Origin of the sequence: Anabaena sp. CA = ATCC 33047 (genome assembly GCF_963870205.1) — a bacterium.
GTDB lineage: Bacteria > Cyanobacteriota > Cyanobacteriia > Cyanobacteriales > Nostocaceae > Trichormus.
Genome location: NZ_CAWMSA010000056.1, coordinates 346,957 through 364,800 on the forward strand (window position 1 = coordinate 346,957; position 17,844 = coordinate 364,800).

15 protein-coding genes are annotated in these 17,844 nt (G+C 40.8%); 7 read left to right on the forward strand and 8 right to left on the reverse strand.

All coding sequences use genetic code 11. From position 1 onward, the window contains the following. The first annotated feature begins 26 nt into the window (after positions 1 to 26). Positions 27 to 179 (forward strand): nicotinate phosphoribosyltransferase, encoded by a 153-nt coding sequence (locus AACS98_RS18075; protein WP_066382329.1) that lies wholly within the window; start codon positions 27 to 29, stop codon positions 177 to 179. A 96-nt stretch (positions 180 to 275) separates the two neighbouring features. On the opposite strand, the gene AACS98_RS18080 is transcribed toward AACS98_RS18075, so the two are convergent. Beyond that, on the reverse strand, positions 276 to 968 hold the full coding sequence (locus AACS98_RS18080) for a haloacid dehalogenase type II (protein WP_066382331.1): 693 nt from the start codon (positions 966 to 968) through the stop codon (positions 276 to 278). A gap of 304 nt (positions 969 to 1,272) precedes the next feature. On the opposite strand from AACS98_RS18080, the gene AACS98_RS18085 reads away from it, so the two are divergent. Beyond that, positions 1,273 to 1,773, forward strand: a complete 501-nt coding sequence (locus AACS98_RS18085; RefSeq protein WP_066382332.1) for a fatty acid hydroxylase — start codon at positions 1,273 to 1,275, stop codon at positions 1,771 to 1,773. Between the two features lie 88 nt (positions 1,774 to 1,861). On the opposite strand, the gene AACS98_RS18090 is transcribed toward AACS98_RS18085, so the two are convergent. Together AACS98_RS18090 and AACS98_RS18095 are read right to left on the reverse strand one after the other, a co-directional pair. After that, complete coding sequence (locus AACS98_RS18090) at positions 1,862 to 2,323, reverse strand: CYTH domain-containing protein (protein ID WP_066382333.1); 462 nt, start codon at positions 2,321 to 2,323, stop codon at positions 1,862 to 1,864. 390 nt (positions 2,324 to 2,713) lie between these two features. Further along, entirely contained in the window at positions 2,714 to 8,440 is a 5,727-nt protein-coding gene (locus tag AACS98_RS18095; protein ID WP_198161150.1) for an alpha-2-macroglobulin family protein, read from the reverse strand. Positions 8,441 to 8,699: 259 nt separating this feature from the next. Here AACS98_RS18095 and pbpC point away from each other — a divergent pair, with 259 nt between their 5' ends. From pbpC to AACS98_RS18110, 3 genes are all read left to right on the forward strand, one after another. After that, the gene (gene pbpC, locus AACS98_RS18100) at positions 8,700 to 10,991 is read left to right on the forward strand and encodes a penicillin-binding protein 1C (RefSeq protein ID WP_066382334.1); all 2,292 of its coding nucleotides are present in this window, start codon (positions 8,700 to 8,702) and stop codon (positions 10,989 to 10,991) included. Positions 10,992 to 11,245: 254 nt separating this feature from the next. Next, positions 11,246 to 11,884 carry a hypothetical protein gene (locus AACS98_RS18105; protein WP_066382335.1) on the forward strand — a complete coding sequence of 213 codons (639 nt, stop codon included), beginning with the start codon at positions 11,246 to 11,248 and terminating at the stop codon, positions 11,882 to 11,884. A gap of 124 nt (positions 11,885 to 12,008) precedes the next feature. Beyond that, the gene (locus tag AACS98_RS18110) at positions 12,009 to 13,007 is read left to right on the forward strand and encodes a glutathione S-transferase family protein (protein WP_066382337.1); all 999 of its coding nucleotides are present in this window, start codon (positions 12,009 to 12,011) and stop codon (positions 13,005 to 13,007) included. Here AACS98_RS18110 and AACS98_RS18115 read toward each other — a convergent pair. After that, on the reverse strand, positions 12,993 to 13,205 hold the full coding sequence (locus AACS98_RS18115; RefSeq protein ID WP_066382339.1) for a hypothetical protein: 213 nt from the start codon (positions 13,203 to 13,205) through the stop codon (positions 12,993 to 12,995). The genes AACS98_RS18110 and AACS98_RS18115 overlap by 15 nt on opposite strands. A 276-nt stretch (positions 13,206 to 13,481) precedes the next feature. Between AACS98_RS18115 and AACS98_RS18120 the strand changes: the two genes are divergently transcribed. Both AACS98_RS18120 and AACS98_RS18125 read left to right on the forward strand, forming a co-directional pair. After that, entirely contained in the window at positions 13,482 to 13,703 is a 222-nt protein-coding gene (locus AACS98_RS18120; protein WP_066382341.1) for a hypothetical protein, read from the forward strand. A gap of 354 nt (positions 13,704 to 14,057) precedes the next feature. Beyond that, complete coding sequence (locus tag AACS98_RS18125) at positions 14,058 to 15,245, forward strand: tetratricopeptide repeat protein (protein ID WP_197480114.1); 1,188 nt, start codon at positions 14,058 to 14,060, stop codon at positions 15,243 to 15,245. Here the strand turns inward: AACS98_RS18125 and modD are convergent. The 4 genes from modD to AACS98_RS18145 all read right to left on the reverse strand — a co-directional run bounded on the left by modD (position 15,242) and on the right by AACS98_RS18145 (position 17,769). Then, positions 15,242 to 16,093 carry a ModD protein gene (modD, locus tag AACS98_RS18130; RefSeq protein WP_066382406.1) on the reverse strand — a complete coding sequence of 284 codons (852 nt, stop codon included), beginning with the start codon at positions 16,091 to 16,093 and terminating at the stop codon, positions 15,242 to 15,244. The two genes, AACS98_RS18125 and modD, sit on opposite strands and share 4 nt — an antisense overlap. A 71-nt stretch (positions 16,094 to 16,164) precedes the next feature. After that, a complete protein-coding gene (locus AACS98_RS18135; RefSeq protein WP_066382345.1) occupies positions 16,165 to 16,350 on the reverse strand; it encodes a hypothetical protein in 186 nt (61 codons plus the stop codon). 64 nt (positions 16,351 to 16,414) lie between these two features. Then, complete coding sequence (locus AACS98_RS18140; RefSeq protein WP_066382347.1) at positions 16,415 to 16,870, reverse strand: DUF2214 family protein; 456 nt, start codon at positions 16,868 to 16,870, stop codon at positions 16,415 to 16,417. Positions 16,871 to 17,019: 149 nt separating this feature from the next. Continuing rightward, positions 17,020 to 17,769: a SulP family inorganic anion transporter gene (locus AACS98_RS18145; RefSeq protein ID WP_339373720.1), complete on the reverse strand. Its 750-nt coding sequence runs from the start codon at positions 17,767 to 17,769 to the stop codon at positions 17,020 to 17,022. Positions 17,770 to 17,844 lie beyond the last annotated feature (75 nt).

Here is a 17,844-nt window from a genome sequence, read left to right on the forward strand (position 1 = left end):
ATTGACTCAAAAAGGAGTCGAATATTATGGCTATTACCAAAATGCTGGCTAGCATCACTCAGTATATTTCTGAAGCCGTAATGCGGATCTTTGGCCCTTCTGATGACGCTTATCCTACAATTGGTGTACAACCTTTTACGGGTGAGCCTTACAAGAAAGGTATAGCCGAGATTTGGTGAATAATCTTGCAACGAGTCAACTGTCATCAACTCATCAACTGAACAGATGCACATGAATAAATTATCTGTGTGCATCTGTGTTTTTTTTCAGAGTCTTCAGGCTGTTAAACTAGCTAAAGTCTGTAAATCTGGAACTTGTAAATCAGGTTCACCTTCAGATGGAATGGTAGCACCATAACCTATTTTACCTACTCGACGATTTACCCAAACTGTTGATATTCCTAATGACTTGGCGGGAATAATATCATGATACACACTAGCAGCAACGTGCAGTATTTGTTCTTTTGGTAAGCCTATTCTCTCCAGTGCTTGTCTGAAGTTGTTTAATGAGGGTTTATAACTTTTTACCTGCTGTGCTGTAATGACTTGAGCAAATTTAACCTGTAATTTCTCAGCCGAGAAAGCGAACAAATCATCATCTACATTTGAGATAATTACTAACTGAAACTTTTGCTGGAGTAATTGCAATGCGGCGACAGTATCCGCAAAAGGTTGCCAATGTTGCAACGAGTCAGCGAGGGAATTTAGTTCATCGGTTGTTGGTTGAAAGCCAAATCTTTCGCCAAAGTTTTGGACGACTCCTTGTAAAACTTCTCGATATGTAATATATTCCCCCTTTTCCTGTTCTGATTCTAATTCCGCGAAAGTTTCTAAAATAGCATTTTCAGTTAAATTAATCTTGTGATTATTTAAAAGCGGTTTAATCGCTGTTAGTATTCCTGTTTCCCAGTCAATAAGTGTACCGTAGCAGTCAAAAGTTAAAGCTTGATAATGATTAAAGTCAATCATAAGTTTAATTTTATTAATTAGTTATTAACAGAAATAGATTACCTGTATAGCAATAATATCACAGAAAAGCTTAACCTAAATTTGTCCTATTTTTAACTTCTTCTTTGCCTATGGTGTGTTCCTTCGTCAGAAGATTGTGGGGTAACAATTTCAAAACACTTTAAATCATTCAACATAGCTAAATTAGTGAAGCTAGAGATTTACATCTACCACCTTGATTTTAAGTTATTCCGCAGAGACTGACTTTGTTTGTCTAGTCGTTCTGGTTGGTTGTTTGTGGTGTTTTCTTACTTGAGGAGTCTAAATGCTTGAGGCTGTCGCTATTGCCTGGTTACTATTGTTTTTTGGTGATTTTTTATCGACATTTGTTTATCATGTTCCTGAACACGTTTTTGGTAGTCTCCACCTGAAAACACACCATTCATGGAAGAAAGATTTTCGTCATTATGCAATTTTAACATGGAATTTTCAGGTGCTTTTAGATGGTGTTTTAGGTGCTGTACCTTATCTAATAGTAGCTGTATTTCTGTGGTCTTTCTCTCCCATAGGTGTTATCTTGGGTTTATTATTGGGACAGTTTCATGTGTGGTGGAGACATATCACTGTGTTAGGTTGGGAAACTCCCAAAGTCGTCAATTTCCTCTGCCAAATTCTATTTATCACTACTCCTGAAAGACACTGGTTACATCACCAAAAAACTAATCTAGGTTTTGGCGATATTTTCACGTTTTTTGAACAACCTGCACAGATTTGGTTACGCTGGTTACGGCTGTTAAGATTACATCTGCGTTACTCGCGTATTTAACTGAATACCCCAAATAAATGATGTAGAGACGTTGCATGCAACGTCTCTACATCCACGAATAAAGCGCATCTTAATCTAACGAATGGTTTTACCATTTAGAATAAGGCTGTTGCACTAAATAACTATTATAATACCGGCGATCGCCTGAAACTTCCTCTCCAATCCAATCAGGTATTTCAATTTCTTGTGCTGCATCAGTTAGTTCAACTTCTGCTAATATTAATCCTTGATTTTCTCCGGCAAATTCGTCTACTTCCCACACTAAACCGTTATAATTTATCTTATATCTGGTTTTTTCAATTAAAGGACGCACACATAATGTATCTAACATTTCTTGAGCATCTGCTAAAGGAATGGGATACTCAAACTCAGCACGGGAATAGTTAACAGTTTTGCCTTTAATTGTTAAATAACCTTGATTTCCGGCAACCCGCACACGTACAGTTACCCCCTGTGTAGGGATGTATCCTTGACGATATAAAACACCTTCACCTAGTTGTCGCCAACTATCATTTTTAAGTAAAAATTTGCGTTCAATTTCTTTTCCCATGTCTGCATTGCCAGTTCAACAAGTATATTATTTCATCTTCCACGAACTGGTGCTAACTCTATTCACAGTTACCACAGTTAACTGTATTCGTAAACAGTGGCAAGGATAAAAGGCGGATTTACTATCATAGCATCCGCCTACTGTAACAAACAACAACACTATGAACTCAATCATCATTGCAGGTGTTGCATATTTTTGAAATAGCTTAAATGCAAATTTAACATAATTGTAATGAAACATTTGCATCAAAGGGCGGTTTACTGTGTTGTTTTAATGACAAATTAATTAACGTCTACGTGATTTAACCAGTTTTTTTAAACCTCACCCCTAACCCCTCTCCGACGCGGAGAGGGGAGGTTTAATTGTATGGAGTCGGTTAGCTGACTGATATCATTCAATTTGCAGGGTAGAACTGGCTGAACGTCCAAATTCCTCTGGTGTATACTGCAAATGTACCTCAGCACCAGGCCAGAGGAATGTACCGGGAGTCACAGAACGGACTAAGTAATGTAAACTATAAACTCCTGGTTCTAGGTGGTCAGCATAGGCGATAATGCGATCGCGGTAGATATTGCGATAACCAAGCTGCCAACTATCGGCTTGTGCTTGTAATGCGGCTGTTGCAGTTTGAAAACTCTGGTCTACAGCTTCAAATCCTGCTGGTAATGGGTCTTTAATGACTATATGATTAACTGGATGGTCTGCAATTATTTCTAACCCAATATCAAACACCTGTCCACTGTTGACATTTAAAGGTTTATCAAAAGCATAAATCCCAGTTTTTTGTAAAGGCTGAGTTTCACCAACTTTGCTAATAGCTTTTGTCACCCGTAAACCGTTAAATCTCCCTGGTTGGTTTCCTGGTAAACGATAATTATAAGCTACTAAATAATGTAACTTACCATTACCAGATTTTTGCAGTGTTAAATCATGACGACCACGGGGTAATTTAGTCATCGGCACATTTAACTGTAAGCTAGGATTATCATAACCATTAAAGCGATTTTCTCCGATTTTCTTACCAGCTAATTGTACTGTGGCTAAAAAGTTGGGTGGTGTCGGTTGTAGTTGACTATATTCCACCAAAGCTGTTAATGCTTGGGCATTATTATAGTTAGTTTGCCATGTACCATCCCGTCGTTGTGCTAATAAACTCTGCACTAATTTATCGATGACTTCCGGTTTACTTTGTGCGGCGATAAATAACCTTAAAGCCTGTGCTTGTGCGGTGGTATCTGAACTCATCCATCCCCAACTAGATGGTAAACTAATCACGGCTGTTCTCCCAGTTTCGTAGATATTTTCTTGCAACTGGTTTAACATTTGTTGTGCTTCATCTTGCCATTCGGGAAATTGTGATAAATACCGCGCTAGTTTGATTTGGGTGACGATATCAAAGTTATTACGCTGTTGATAAATATCACCTAAGAAACTATTGCGTTTATCTCCGAGTTCGGCTAAAGCAATTAAAGCATTGAGTTGTAATTGAGTTCTACATAATTTCTGTTTACAAAAGTCATATTGTCCAGGGTTCGCCAAGACTTGCTGCAAATATTTCTTTAACCGAGATAGCATGACAGCATCTACCCCATTGGGGAAGGTTTCCTTGGTTTTTGTTAAAGATTCAGCAGCGTAAGCAGCAACCCAAGGGTCTGATTTTTCTTGTCCTGGGAAGGCTGCAAAACCACCGTCGGCGAGTTGCAATTTTTGTAATTGAGTTATTGCTTGATTTGCCTGTTGTTTAGGGTTAAATTCTGCAAAACTTTGGCTATATTTTTGGGCTAAAATTTGCAGGTTAGCGGCAATCATTAACTGACTCGCCGCAGGTTCAGCGAAGGGTAAATCATCATCACCTAATACTTGTTTAGCTGGTGCTTTAATTTCTGGTATTAAGGTACTCGCTATTTGAATATCTAAACCGCCAGCTTCCGGGTAAACATTTTTATCAACATTCAGAGGAATTTTGACTTGTTTATCAGTCACCCCTGTTTCTACAACTTGTTCTGTCACCTCCAAAGGTTTGACTTCTAACGGTACGGCAAAAGCATCGGCGGCGGTATTATTTAACTGGGTGGTAAAGCGGACTTGTGTTATACCAACAGTCTCAGCCACCATTGGAAAGCGATAAGCTTGAGTAGTTGCTTGTGTTTTGGTTTGTAATTTGGTAGTTGTCGGGTTTTTCTCAGCAAACTTGAGAGTACCGTTGAGTTCGCCGTTAATTGTTAAGTTTCCTGAAGTGCCAGTGTTATTGGTGACAGATAAACCAGCGAGGATGCGATCGCCTGGACGGGCAAACTGTGGCAAAATAGCATTAGTCAACAGTGGTTTAGTAGTGATAAACGTCGCCTCACCATTCCCAAACCGCAAATTACCATCAGTAGCGACAACCATCACCCGCCATGTAGTTAAGTCATCCGGTAATTTAAAACTTATCTGTGCCTTACCAGCAGCATCGGTGACAACAGCACCATTATAATAAGCCAAAGCTTGAAAATCTGTACGGACGCGGGTATTAGCTGCACCTGCGGAAAAACCGCCACCATAACCCCAGCCTTTAGGTTTAGCGACATCTTGGGGTTGTATAATCACATCAGGACGATTATCACTAAAGCGGGTAGATATTGGCTGTTCTGCATAAACAGTATCTACCAAATTTGGCGGACGATAACCAGACAATTGTAATACTGCTTCATTCACCACCATCACAGTTAATTGTCCTTGGGTGGGGTTATTTTGCTTATCTTTCAATTCTAATTGTACCGTTGCTTCTGTTCCTGGTGCGACTGATGTCTGCAATGGCGTAACTTGCACATTTAAATATTTAGCTTGCAAGTTAACTTTAAACGGCGTAAATCCAATTTTAACTAATTTATCTAAACTTCCCGGTTCTACTTGATTAAGAGGTGCGCCTTGTCTAACTAACACAGCTTCAACTGCTGCATTCGGTAACATTTCTGGAGTGACTTGAAACTGAATTTGTGGCGCACCACCGGAAACTTTAGTTAATTGTTGATAGATGGGTTTATCTTTGATGACAGCAAAGAATAACTCTGCATCTGGGTAAGGAGATTGAATTAAAGCCGTAGCAATTTCACCGGGTTGATACTCTTTCTTATCTAGTTTAACTTCTAAACGGTTCTGTTCTTCCGAACCCCAATAAACTGGATTATTTCCTGTCACCCAAATTTGGGCATCTGTCGCTGTTAATTCCTCATTACTATTACTAAAATTAGCGCGAATGCGATACGAACCTGACTCTGGTGGTGTTAAATTAACAATTTGGGGACTATCAGCAGATGTAACTTCGGCTTTGGCGACTGTTGTATATTCAACTTGATTTTTAGCAGTGCGACTACCTTCGACTAACTGCGTCACATTACTATATTTCATCTGTTGTAATTCTAGCCGCACCCGTTGATTATTTATTGGTTTTCCTGTAGGTTCAGTCACAATGACTTCTACAGGAAAAGCTTTCCCAGCTTCGGCGATGAAATTAGTTTTTAAACCAATCAACCGATTACTTGGTAAAGCTGTAAAAGTTTGAGAATTAGCCACAGATAAATTAGAAACATCTGCGACTTGTACATCCACAGTGTAAGTCATAGGATAAGGTAAATCTTTCGCCACCGTTACCGTTTGACTGGTTGTACCATTAGCATCTAACTGAGTGTTAGTCTGTAAAACATCACTAGGAACAGCAGGACTTTCTTCCGGCCATAACCATTGTCTACCAAAACTAAATTCTTGCCAACCTTTCGGGATAAAATTCTCTTGGCGACGAGTCACAAAATACTTAGCTTCTCCTCCCTCGACAGGCGCACCAAATACATAATTACTCGTTGCTTGCGCTGCGACTTTTTCACCGACTAAGGCGAATTGTTTATCTAAATCGAGTTCAACTTTAAAATTCGGTGGTTTAAATTCAGCGACTCGCAACTCTCCCGAAATTTCTCTACCATCTTTACCCTTGGCTTGGATTGTATAATAACCCAAGGGTTGATTTTTATTGATGGGTAACTCTAGGGAAAATGTCCCAAATTCGTTGGTGGTTTTAGTACCTAAACCTGTCTTTTGTCCATCAGGATTGATTAAACTGACTTGGTAGACTGCATTTTTATCTTGTTGAAGACTGCCATTTTCTAAATAGTCAGCAAACCCAGTTAACCAAGCTTTTTCTCCTGGTTGATATAACTGCCTATCTGAGAATATCACACCACGAGATACAGGTTTATCATCTGCCCAACCCGCATCAATACCATAACCATAAACACCACTATATTCTTCGGTTCTCGCAAATGCCCAATCTTGATTTTCACGGGCGATAACTAATAACTCTGGTGATTTGACAAATTTATTATTGTTCTGATAACATTGCTGTAAATCTTGACGCTGAAGCCTTAAGTTTCCATCATTATCTGTTTTACCAGTAGCGCAAGGTTGTACAGGGTCACGATATTTAGAATTTAAACTTAATTGATAAATTTCTATAGGCGAATTCGGCACAGGTGAACCATCACTGAGATGATTCACACGAATTAAACCAGAGTCAGGAAACCATTGACTAAATACACCTAAATTTGTTAACTGTACTAACCCGTAAGTTGTCGGTTCGCGCCACAATTCTTTACCATTTTCCTGATATTTATTCGTGCGGGCTTGCACTCCATAAGCTAACATTCCTGTAGCACCATCAAGTTTTTCTCGTAGTGGTACTGTAACATCAACTTGCTGATTTTTCTTAGCTGCAATTTTAAAGCTTTGCCATGTCTTTGGTTTGGGTAATAAATCATTTTCATTACCTTGGGGATAAGCACCTCTGGCGTAAACTAAATCTGTAGGTTGCACCACACGATAGGCAGCTTTATATTGTGACTCTGGTAAATTAACGGTACTAATATTTAATTGTAAATTCTGTCCAGATGGGAAAATATGTAAATCTGAGGGAACCCAAATATCACCAGCTAAATCACCTGTATTATATTTGAGATTGACGGGTTTACCCAAGCTTTGTCCAAATTTATCTTTGAGATTTGCGCCTATAGTAATTGTATAGTTAGTGGCTGGGTTTAAAGCATAGGGGTTAATGGTGACATATCTATCTTCCTCCCCAATTTGCAGCAGTCTGGAAATATCTCTTGGTGCAGGTTCGATTTTAATATTTTCTCTAGCTGAGTCGGCTACTAATATATTGTTAAATTCTAATTGCGGTGTACCTTTAACAAATCTGCCATAAGTTCCACCTGCGTCTGGTTGTCCGTAATAATTAATTTGTTTAAATGCTAAAGGTGAATAAGTTGCCAATTTACTAACATATTCTTTTTCTGTGGGTAAGTTACCATCTGCGGGTAAGATACCGGGTGAAAATTCAAGGCGGTAATTGGTGGCTTTTTCTAAGGTTTGTTGAGGATATAAATTATAAACCCAGTTACGTGTAGAAGGGTCAAATTTTTCTAAAGGGTCTTGTGTTTCTTTAGGTTTTTCTGCTTTGGCTAATGCTATTTTAAAATTAAGGCTTTTATTTTTACCTTCAGGGATTAATTTCAGATGTTCTTGTACAGAATTTAAGTTAAGTTCTGTGTTGGAGGTAAATTGTAGTTTTGGTTGTAAATCTACTGGTTGTGTTTCTGCTGGTTCTACTGGGTTTACTCCGGGTAAGTTAGTGATTTCAATGGGTTCGGTGTTAAAAGTCCACGCTAAATCTTTGTCTAGTTGATGATTTTTTAAGTCTTTTAAACCTGCTTTCAGGGTAACTTGTAATCTTGTGGCTTGGGGTAAGGCTTTTTCTGGTTGAAAGCCTATCATACGTGGTGTTAAAAAGCGAAATTGTCCGGGTAAGGGCGGCCAAAGTGCAAATTTTTGTAACAGGTTTTGTTGTTCTGGGGTGTCTAGTTGTTCGACGGGAATTAATGCTTCTTTAAAGCGAATGCGAATTTGGTTTAGGGGTTTGGCGTTACCAATGGGGCTGATTTGTTCTATCCATTCTGGTAATCTGGGGGGTGTTAGTGGTGCTACTTTTGGTAGTTGTTGTTTTGTTGATATTCCGATAATGTTGCAACTGGTTATTCCTATTATGAGGGTGGTGGTTAGGAGGAATTGGATGAGGGTTTTTAGGATCATGGTGGGGTTTTGGGGGTTGATAATATCTCACGCAGAGACGCAGAGACGCAGAGAGTTAGAGGTGGAGTTTTGGAGGTTAAGGGAGGATGGTTACATTTATATGGATAACTAATTTGGTTTGTTTGTTTCGTGAAAACATTACAATTTTTAACTATTGGGTTTTGATGAATTTTTGTAAATTGATAGGGTGAAAAAACGTAAACATCACAATGTGATGTGTATTTGATTATTTAGTGATGAATCTGATGTTAGTTGTGTGATGAACAGGGTGAAGCGTTGGCGGCTGGAAGTTCAATATATATTAAGAGTCAGCAAGAGTATTAAGTTGATTTTGGCTGTGGTGTTGATATGTTTGGGGGTGAGGTTATTACCTTATTTTGCGTCTATTCGTGCGGTAGATATTGTGCAGAATCAGTTGGCGTTAGAGTTTAGCGATCGCAATGGTTTAAAATTAGGTACTATCCTCACTCGTGATCAAGAACATACGGCTGTTGTACCTCTCAATCAAGTTTCACCTCAGTTTATTAACGCAATTTTAGCGGCGGAAGATGGTAGTTTCTATCGTCATGGTGCGTTAGATATGAAAGCTATTCTCCGCGCTGTCACGCAAGCTATTCACAGTCAAAAAATTGTTTCTGGTGCTTCTACAATTACTATGCAGTTGGCGCGAATGTTAGCACCATCCCCCCGCAATTTCTCTGGTAAACTTCATGAGGTGTGGTTGGCTTGGCGGTTAGCAGCAGGAATGAATAAGGATGAAATTCTCTCTGCATATATTAATCGTCTCCCAATGGGCGGTAATATATATGGTGTGGAAGCAGCCGCTAGAACTTATTTTTCTATCCCCGCTAGTGATTTGAATATCGCTCAAGCTAGTCTGCTTGCTGCTATTCCTAATAATCCCACTTATTTTGACCCTTTGCAGCATGGGGATAGACTCAAGCAGCGACAAAAATATGTCCTTAACCGCATGGTAAAGGAGGGGTATATCACTCAGGATATGGCTGAGAAAACCCTCACCGAAAAAGTTGTCTTTCAGTCGCGTCACAGAGGAATTATCGCCGCACCACATTTTTTATTTTGGTTAGCTAGTCAGTTATCTCACACAGAAATTACTTCTCCTATTCGCACCACCATAGATAAACCTTTACAGCAATTTGTCGCCGCACAAGTACAGCAAGTTATTTCTACCCTCGCTGCTAACAATGTCCATGATGCAGCTGCTTTGGTAATTGACAACCACACTGGGGAGGTTTTAGCTTATGTCGGTTCACCTGATTATTTTGATGACAGCAAACTCGGACGCAATGACGGTGTACAAGCACTACGTCAACCGGGTTCTACTCTCAAGCCGTTTGTCTATGAATTAGCTTTAGAAAAAGGTGCTATTCGTCCAAACACGATTTTAGCAGATGTCCCGACTCACTACGCTATCCCCGGCGCGCAACTTTATAGTCCTACAGATTATACTGAGAAGTTTCTCGGCCCTGTGCGGGTGCGGATAGCTTTAGCTAATTCTCTGAATATCCCAGCCGTGCGGGTGTTGGAAAAAATCGGCGTACCCGCTTTTTTACAACGTCTGCATCAACTCGGTTTTACTCACCTCCAGCAAACCCCGGAATATTACGGTTTAGGTTTAAGTCTCGGTAGTGGTGAAGTCTCTCTCTGGGAACTCGCTCAAGCCTATGTCACCCTCGCCCAGCAAGGCAAATTCACCCCGTTAGTTTCTGTATTTTCCCAGTCAAGAGTCCCCAGTCCCCAGTCAAGAGTCCCCACAACATGGCAACTGATTACTGATATGCTCAGTGACAATCATGCGCGAGCGATCGCTTTTGGTGTAGAATCAGTTTTAAACTTGCCCTTCCCCGTGGCTGTTAAGACTGGGACTTCCTCCAATTTCCGCGATACTTGGACAGTCGGCTTTTCTACTAACTACACTGTGGCGACTTGGGTAGGCAATTTCAACGGTGAACCCATGCGTCAAGTTTCCGGTGTCACAGGTGCAGCACCTCTGTGGCATCGCATTATGTTACACCTGCACGCACACCAACCACCAGCCGCTTTTCCTTCTCCGGTGGGATTGACTAAACTGCCTATCTGTGCTGTCTCTGGTTTGAAGCCTACACCAGATTGTAACTCTGTGGTGCAGGAGTATTTTTATCCTGAAGATACTATTGCTTACGAAACTCAGCAAGATTTTACTTTACCTTCAGAGTATGATGAGTGGTTGGCAAAACAACCTTCGTCTAGTTTAGTCGCTCATCAGGTGAGAATTGTCTCTCCCCGCAATGGTGATTTATTTTTACTATATCCTGGTGCGGCAGGACAGCAAAAATTAGAGTTTAAGTTGGCGGGAAGTTCTTCTACATCTATAGAATGGTGGTTGAATGGGGACAGGTTAGAGGGTGACTCTAGTTCTCTGTTTTGGGATGTTCTTCCTGGTCGTTGGAGTTTGGAGGTTAGAAGTGGGGAACTGCGGGATAATGTGAGTTTTCAGGTGGAGTTGGCTGAGGTTCGTTCTGGTCGTCGGGGGTTTTCTGTGGTGAAATAGTAGGGTGGGTTTTTTTAAACGCAAAGGTGAGGCAGCGCGTTGCGGGGGTTTCCCCCGTTGTAGCGACTGCCGTCGCGCGGAGGCAACGCGGAGGTGCGCGGAGGGGGGATTTTGAGGAGGGGTGTATAATTTTATATGGGGTTTGTTGGAGATTCGGGTATGTTTGGGGGTTTGTTTTGAGAAAATATTTAGTACAATTGTACTAAATAAGATGTTGTGTTTTCTCAAAAATACCTGAGTACGAGACGATTATTATGATGTCATCAATGCAAGGTGTAGCTCCTCATCCAGTTTCACACAAGTTTGAACAGTCTGATGCGACGGAAAATTTTTCGTTTCAAACCCTTGCTGATGTGACTAAGGCTATTTTACATCATGCTTTTTGGTTGGCTGAACAAAAACAATGTTTGTCGAGTAAGGAGTATAAGAAGTTACTTGTAAGTCAGGGTTGGCAGGGTGAGGAAAAGAGGTATCTCAAAATTGCTGCAACTTTTGGTAAGTTTAGTCCTCAAGATTTTGCCCAAGTTGAGCCACGCACTATTTATCAACTGGCGGAAAGAAGTAATAAGTATCAAAAGGTGATTGATAGGTTGCTTGATGTCAGTATTATCAATCAGGAAACTGTACGTTCTCTGATTAAGAAACAGCGTACTCCTAGACGGGAAACGGCTGAGAAGCCTAGTATTTGGCGACGGTTAAAGAATGGTGGTAGATATTGTCAAGTTCCGCCTATTCATGAAGATGGGGAGAAAACTGGTACTACTCTCCAAAAGATGATGGATGAGGAAGGTTTGACTGCACAACAAATCGTAGCAGAGGCGATCGCTCTCCGGCAAGCATACAAGGAGGGTAAGTTGGTATTGGTTACAGATGTTAATTCTGGTGCTGAGTAAAATTATAGATTTTTCTCACGCAGAGGCGCAGAGGCGCAGAGAGGAAGAGTTGGAGAGAGGGAAGTTGTTTTTTATCTGGCTAGTCTATCCTGGAAGAGTGCAGTGACATCAATTGCTGTCAATCATGAATGGTATTAGAACAACTCCGAAAAAGGGTAAGTCTCTTCCTCCTAAGCTGATTATTGGGATGGGTAAGTTTGTTTGGACAAGTCTTTGGCAAGTTATGATGTCAAAGTTAGCCCCCCGTAGTCAGTCTGGTGAATATATTCGCCCTAACAGTCAGTTTAGAAGTTTTGTTAAAGTCGGGGAAGATAGTCTTTACTCACCAGCCACCGGACGTTATAAACTCTATGTTGGTATGGGTTGTCCTTGGGCGCACCGTACACTAATTGTGAGAACTCTTAAGGGGTTGGAAGAAGTTATATCTGTATCTGTGGTTTCTCCTGCTGCGGAGTCGGGTGGTTGGGTGTTTGACTCGCCAGAGGAAGGTTGTTATACTCTGGCGCAGTTGTATGAACTGTCTCAACCCGGTTATACTGGACGGGCAACAGTGCCAGTTTTGTGGGATAAACAAACCAAGACGATTGTTAATAATGAAAGTGCAGAGATTATCGTCATGTTGAACTCTGAGTTTAATGAGTTCGCCTCTAATCCTACACTCAATCTTTACCCAGAGGAATTACAGCCAAAGATAGATGAATGGAACGAAAAGATTTACACCAATGTGAATAATGGTGTCTATCGCTGCGGTTTCGCTCAGACACAACAGGCTTATAATCAAGCTGTTGAGGAACTGTTTACCACTTTAGATGAAATTGATGCTTTACTCGCTCACAGTCGTTACCTGTGTGGTGATAGTCTCACTTTAGCAGATGTGCGTCTGTTCACCACACTATTCCGCTTTGATATTGTCTACTATGGTTTATTTAAGTGTAACCGTCGCCGCATCCAAGATTACGATAATTTAGGCGCATATTTGCGAAAATTGTATCAAATTCCAGGCGTTGCGGAGACTTGTGATTTAGACAGCATCAAGCGAGACTATTATGGTAATCTGTTTCCGCTTAACCCTGGTGGCATTATACCATCTGGGCCTGATATGTCCTATTTATCCCGCACTTAAGTTAGCAATAGTCATTTGCTCATCCACAACATTCGGCTCATCTTGATTAATATCAGGATTCTTTTCATCCGGTAGTGAATCATCAGATTGCGGAATATCTCTAGATATATCTTCCTGATGACGCGAGATAATCTCATCTGGATCTGAAGATTCATGCACTGCTAAATCAATTAGTTTATCTTGCTTCTTAGTCATCATTACCTCGCAATTGCCAAGACATCAATTAACTATTTACATAAATTAAAATATGATAGGTAACTTTTACCTCTGGCAATTGGTGTATTTATTGAATAATCATGATTGCATCGCCAACTTTCCCTGATTGATTCTGACTATTGAATTAATCAACAAATCTGCAAATTTATTACTTAAGACTTCACCCCAGATTTTATTTTAACACCTTTGATAGTGTGCCTATAAAAAACAACTATTTAAATTAGAAACATTTGATAAATAAAACCAGAGGAAAAATTTATGCCAGGTGGTCATGCAAGCCATAAAGGAACTTCTGATAAACCCAACGTCAATGCAGAAGGAGTGCTAGACGACGCTGTTGATAAATCAGTCACACCTGAAGAACTCCTACCGGAAGATTTAACCAACACAGAAACCCTCAGAAGCAGTGAATATGTCAATTATCCCCCTGCTATCCAACGCCCAGAACAGGAAAACAATCCCAAAAATCAAAACAAATAAAAAATCTTCCTGAAAACCTGTTCATTTTCCCCCCACCACCAACAAAACCACCCAAAAATATAGGCTTGTAGCCCCAACTACAAGCCATTCAACTACTACACTACAAATATCAAGTTAATCTTTTGTAAAATTATGAATAAGGTGTGTAGATGCTATGTCATTAGTGTGAAGTAAGTCAAAATTCCACTGACTAAATCAAGAAAACTTGTTAATATCACCGTTGATAATTGTCGAGAGGAAATCAAGATAGATTGAATGACTATTAAACTTTGATTTAAATATAAACTTATATAATTACAAAAGCCACTCATATAAGAAAATATAAACCTTGAAAAAGTAAAATTTATTGGCAATATGAAAATTAGTCTGTGTATGATTGTGAAAAACGAAGCAGCAGCATTACCTAAATGTTTGAGCAGTGTGCAGAATGTTGTAGATGAAATGGTTGTGCTGGATACTGGTTCTATTGATCGCACGCCGGAAATTGCTCAAGAATTTGGGGCGAAGGTGCATTATTTTGCTTGGTGTAATGATTTTAGTGCGGCTCGCAATGCGGCTTTACAATATGTGACTGGGGATTGGGTTTTAGTTTTGGATGCGGATGAGACTCTGACATCGGCAATTGTACCACAGTTAAAAGAGGCGATCGCTAGCGATGAATATCTCCTAATTAACCTGTTGCGTCACGAAATTGATGCAGAACAGTCTCCTTATTCTCTGGTATCTCGCCTATTTCGCCATCATCCCGATATCCGGTTTGACCGTCCCTATCATGCTTTAATTGATGATAGTGTCACCGCTATCCTCGAAAAAGAACCCCATTGGGAAATCGGATATTTACCACAGGTAGCAATTCTACACTCAGGTTATCAAAAAAGCGCGATCGCTCAAAATGATAAACACGCCAAAGCCCAAGCGACAATGGAAAGCTTTCTGGCAACTCACCCCCATGATCCTTATGTTTGCAGTAAGTTGGGGGCTTTGTATGTGGAAACTGGGAAATTTAACCAAGGGATAGAGTTATTACAACGGGGTGTCAAAGCTTGTCAGGAAAACTACGAAGTTTTATATGAATTACACTATCATTTAGGTATTGCCCACAATCGTTTAAATAATCCCCAACAGGCGATTTCTCATTACCAAAATGCGATTAAGTTACCTATTTACCCGATGCTGAAATTAGGCGCGTATAACAATTTAGGTAATTTACTCAAAGCAACGGGAGATATCAATGGGGCGAAAAAAGCTTATGAAACAGCTTTGAAAATTGACCCTAACTTTGCTATTGGATATTACAATTTGGGAATGATATACAAGGCTTTGGGGATGTTTACAGATGCGATCGCAGCTTACCAAAAAGCAATTCGTTTTCAACCTAAATATGCAGAAGCTTATCAAAATTTAGGAGTAGTACAGTTAAAAGTCGGTAATGTTCCAGCCAGTGTCACCGCTTTTAAAAATGCCATTCTCCTCCATGAACAAAACAACCCCCAAGAAGCAAATCGACTCCGCCAGGGGTTACGAGAAATGGGGTTGATTTAAGAAACATTCCGCATTTTCACGCCAATATCGGCAGGTTTGCCAAAATAGGGAAAGCTTGTCACCAGTAAATCAACGCCGGTGCTAGCATAATCCTGAACGTTGTCTAAGGTAACTCCCCCAGCCACAGCAAGTTTAATCTGGGGATAGTGATTTTTTAATGACGGTACTACAGCCTTAAGGTCACTACAGGCAACCTTATCAAATTGAATCATATCGATTCCAGCTTGAGCGATCGCCTCTGCATCTGCTACGGTTTCTACTTCCATCGCTATCTTATGTTCTTGAAACCGTTGTTTAAGTGCTGGTAAGGCTGCCAATAAACCTGACATTCCCCCCAGATAAGTCAGATGTTCCTTAAAAATCAAAATGCTTTCCGACAACCCCAAACGATGGGGAATTGCACCACCGGCTAAAAGTGCCTTGACAGATAACGGACGTGTACCCGGAAACACTTTGCGCGTCCCAACTATTCCTACAGATGGATTGACTTGTTGGGCAGCTTTGACCAAACTATCAGTACGAGTAGCAATCCCGGAAGCATATTCCAATAAATTAAGTGCTATTCTCCAGCCAATATGCAAAGCTGCGGCTGAACCTGTGGCTTTGAGGATGAGTTGTTGCGCCTCCAAGGTAGTGCTACTTTCAACCTGAAACGAAACTGTAGCCCCACATTTTTCCAAGACTCTGGCGGCTTCCTCCGTGGCACAAACTACCATCGGATGACGGGCAGAAAATTCAATTTCCCCCGGTTGCTTGCCAATGCCGAGTCCCAATGTGGTCAAATCAAAATAGGGAACGTCTTCTGCAATCAGTTGAGCGATCGCCTCGTCTGAAAGTATATTCCTCATCACCGTGAGTCTATTCCTCATCTTAGTTTTGATCACTTGTTCGGTCATCGGCAAGCAATTCCGGGCGAACATCAAGAAGCTTGATTAGAAGCGTTTTCTTCGTTCATTTGTCTTTCCATAGTGGCGATCGCCGCATTGACAGCAGCCAACCGCGTTTCTAGACTATCCCGCATCCATTTCAAAAATTCTAATTGATGCCGACGATGGGATTTTTGAGATTCAGAATGACAGCAGGGATTCATCCAAAAAGGAAACATGATTGATTCTCCTTGAACCTAAACCGCACACTATCTAAACTAACGCACTCCTCAATCCTCATGTTTAAAAAAGTCGAATTCCCCGCGCTAAAAGTGCAGCAAACAAGGGGATGAAGCAAAACCCCACTAACTCCCCCCTAATCAGCCAGCATAATCGCTGTAATTGCGAAAATTCCAGATGAGGAGGTTTGTTTTCTCGCAAGTTCTTAATCCAAGTCAAAAACGAAAAGGTGGGATACAGAGACAACAAACTCACCAGGATGAACATCCCCACCTTGGTATAAAATACCGGACTGCTGAGGTAGTAATCAGTACCTTTACCAAAGTACATCACTCTCAAGATACCTGTGATTAGAATTGTGGTGGCAGATAAACCATAAATGGCATCTGCTATCACCACTTTCCACGCTTCTGCTAGACTGATATCTTTTTTGAGATTTTGGCTTTCAACTACCAACGCCCCAAACGCCAGCATGAAGCCAAGATAATGTAAATATGCCGTAATAGCACTTCCCCACATTGGTTTTTCTGTAATAATCTGTGTGTGCGCCTATGCTTGGACTGCAACAACCTGGATGTTGTCAGTCACTTTGGTATTATAACTAAATAGTTATATAAGAGTAAAGACATTTATTCTCAGTCCAGCAGGGCTGCGCTAACCCAGATAATTCAGCTATCTACGGCTACAGACTTGTTGTGGACTGCCAGTTTATCTAATAACGTGGCACTAGCTGCGTTCACTCCGACTAAATCTACCTCTGTGCCATGACGGCGAAACTTCAGCACGACTTTATCAATGGCTGTTACCGCCGCTTGATCCCAAATGTGGGCATGGGTTAAATCAATTTTGACACGCTGTAAGTTTTCTGAAAAGTCAAAAGCGGCGAGAAATTGGTCTACCGACAAAAAGAATAATTGTCCGGCAATGCTGTAAGTCCGGTAATTTTGATCAGCACTCAGCAATGAATCTACAAATACAACTTTGGCAATTTGACGCGAAAAGAAAACTGTACTCAGAACAATCCCAACCAGCACTCCTAAACCTAGGTTACGACTGAGTACGGTGACGAAAACTGTTGTCACCATCACAGCCGTTTCACTTCTTGGCACTAAATGTAATGTCTGCAACGAAGTCCAGTTAAAAGTGCCAATGGACACCATAAACATTACACCTACCAATGATGCCATCGGGATTTGCTTCACCCAATTGCCTAACACTAAAATGAAGACTATCAACAAAACCCCGGCACACAAGGTAGAAAGGCGAGTACGTCCACCGGATTTGATGTTAATCACCGATTGACCAATCATGCCACAGCCAGCCATTCCACCGAGGAAGCCTGTAATAATATTGGCAATACCTTGACCAACAGCTTCTCTATTTTTATTACTGGGAGTATCAGTGAGTTCGTCAATCAGTGTAACTAGTGAACTACCTACATCGCCCTAGCGGGTCGATGTAGGCTTCTGGCACATTTTTAATGTTTCCAGAAC

Excerpts from the sequence above, each read along its gene's own strand:
- AACS98_RS18075 (WP_066382329.1), top strand. The coding sequence starts at position 27 with ATGGCTATTACCAAAATGCTGGCTAGCATCACTCAGTATATTTCTGAA.
- AACS98_RS18080 (WP_066382331.1), bottom strand. The coding sequence starts at position 968 with ATGATTGACTTTAATCATTATCAAGCTTTAACTTTTGACTGCTACGGT.
- AACS98_RS18085 (WP_066382332.1), top strand. The coding sequence starts at position 1,273 with ATGCTTGAGGCTGTCGCTATTGCCTGGTTACTATTGTTTTTTGGTGAT.
- AACS98_RS18090 (WP_066382333.1), bottom strand. The coding sequence starts at position 2,323 with ATGGGAAAAGAAATTGAACGCAAATTTTTACTTAAAAATGATAGTTGG.
- AACS98_RS18095 (WP_198161150.1), bottom strand. The coding sequence starts at position 8,440 with ATGATCCTAAAAACCCTCATCCAATTCCTCCTAACCACCACCCTCATA.
- pbpC (WP_066382334.1), top strand. The coding sequence starts at position 8,700 with ATGAACAGGGTGAAGCGTTGGCGGCTGGAAGTTCAATATATATTAAGA.
- AACS98_RS18105 (WP_066382335.1), top strand. The coding sequence starts at position 11,246 with ATGATGTCATCAATGCAAGGTGTAGCTCCTCATCCAGTTTCACACAAG.
- AACS98_RS18110 (WP_066382337.1), top strand. The coding sequence starts at position 12,009 with ATGAATGGTATTAGAACAACTCCGAAAAAGGGTAAGTCTCTTCCTCCT.
- AACS98_RS18115 (WP_066382339.1), bottom strand. The coding sequence starts at position 13,205 with ATGATGACTAAGAAGCAAGATAAACTAATTGATTTAGCAGTGCATGAA.
- AACS98_RS18120 (WP_066382341.1), top strand. The coding sequence starts at position 13,482 with ATGCCAGGTGGTCATGCAAGCCATAAAGGAACTTCTGATAAACCCAAC.
- AACS98_RS18125 (WP_197480114.1), top strand. The coding sequence starts at position 14,058 with ATGAAAATTAGTCTGTGTATGATTGTGAAAAACGAAGCAGCAGCATTA.
- modD (WP_066382406.1), bottom strand. The coding sequence starts at position 16,093 with ATGAGGAATATACTTTCAGACGAGGCGATCGCTCAACTGATTGCAGAA.
- AACS98_RS18135 (WP_066382345.1), bottom strand. The coding sequence starts at position 16,350 with ATGTTTCCTTTTTGGATGAATCCCTGCTGTCATTCTGAATCTCAAAAA.
- AACS98_RS18140 (WP_066382347.1), bottom strand. The coding sequence starts at position 16,870 with ATGTGGGGAAGTGCTATTACGGCATATTTACATTATCTTGGCTTCATG.